This window comes from Mesorhizobium sp. M2A.F.Ca.ET.067.02.1.1, from assembly GCF_004023285.1.
Lineage (GTDB): Bacteria > Pseudomonadota > Alphaproteobacteria > Rhizobiales > Rhizobiaceae > Mesorhizobium.
This window is the reverse complement of record NZ_RZSB01001167.1, coordinates 1-1,165: the sequence shown is the minus strand read 5'-3', so window position 1 is coordinate 1,165 and position 1,165 is coordinate 1. Positions and strand designations below refer to the sequence as shown.

2 protein-coding genes are annotated in these 1,165 nt (G+C 61.1%); both read right to left on the bottom strand.

The genetic code is table 11. The features are described from left to right. Window positions 1–51: 51 nt before the first annotated feature. Entirely contained in the window at window positions 52–657 is a 606-nt protein-coding gene (locus EOA28_RS36430) for a transglutaminase-like cysteine peptidase (RefSeq protein ID WP_127250828.1), read from the bottom strand. A gap of 240 nt (window positions 658–897) precedes the next feature. Continuing rightward, a partial coding sequence (locus EOA28_RS36425) for a PilZ domain-containing protein (RefSeq protein ID WP_148671135.1) occupies window positions 898–1,165 on the bottom strand: 268 nt, incomplete at its 5' end.

Below are 1,165 nucleotides of genomic sequence, written 5' to 3'. Positions count from 1 at the left end.
TTCCTGGGCACGCCGCCGCGTCACCGCGACGTGCCCGATCGCTTCGGCGCCTTAGCGGACGCTGGCGACCGCATCCTCGCGGCCGTCGTTGATCGTCACCCAAACGCCGGAATTCTCCGTCGATTGGCGCTTGAGATAGGTGTAGACCGTATCGTTCCAGGCGAGCACTTTCGGCTCGAGATTGTCGAGGATGAACTCGCCGAGGCCGGTGCGCACGGTGAGCACGGCATGGCCGTCGCCATTGGGCTGGCGCACCACCGTCATCAACAGATTGCCGGCCGGGACACCCGCGGCCATCAACTCGCGGCGCTTCTCCAGCGCGTAGTCCTCGCAATCGCCAACGCCATTGTCGGGATAGGCCCAGTATTCCTCGACACCGTAGATTTCCATGTCGGTGCGCGGCTTGACCCGGGCGTTGACCGAATTGTTGATGTCGATGATCGTCGCCCACAGCTTGCGCGTCAGTTCGACCGGCGGTCCCTTCGGCGTCCGCTCGTTGCATTCGACCGGAATGCGCTGACAGAAATCATAGTGACCGACCGGCTGGGTGGTGCGGCCACCCGTATGCATGAAAACCGGTCCCGCGCTTGCCGTGCCCCAGGCGGAAAGCTGCATCGCCATTGCCAAGAGCAACAGCTTGCCCCTCGTCATTTTCATTCTTGTAGTCTCCCCGTTTGAGGAGACTGTGCCACGTTGGGATTTATTTGACGCAAAAACCCGAAGTAGACATTGAGTAAAACGCCAGTAGAATAAGCATAAAATTTAAACTATCGTGGGCCTGGATTGTTCAGATTTGTGAAGATTTGGTAGGTGCCGGGTGGCCTATTTCGGGTGAAAACCGGGCCACAAAAAACCGGCCGCCGAGGGCCGGTTCGTTTGGCTTTGCGGTGGCTTGCGTCAGGACCGCGGCGCGTTGAATTCCTGGTCGAGCGTTTCCGGCCGCTGGATGACCGCGAACTCGATGGCGACGCCGTCCTCGAAATGGCGCACCACCTGGCCGCGCATGGTTCCAAGCATGACCTGGATGCCGATCGCCGGCTTGACGTCGATCTCGATCGCGGCGCCCGAGAGCGACAGGTCGATGATGCGGCACTGGTACTGGCGCCCGTCGGTGAGTTGCAGGACGCTCATCGGATTGCGCGGTGCCACGCGCTCGTGGCGACGA

Bases quoted from the DNA above. Each gene is read 5' to 3' on its own strand.
- EOA28_RS36430 (WP_127250828.1), bottom strand. From the start codon at position 657: ATGAAAATGACGAGGGGCAAGCTGTTGCTCTTGGCAATGGCGATGCAG.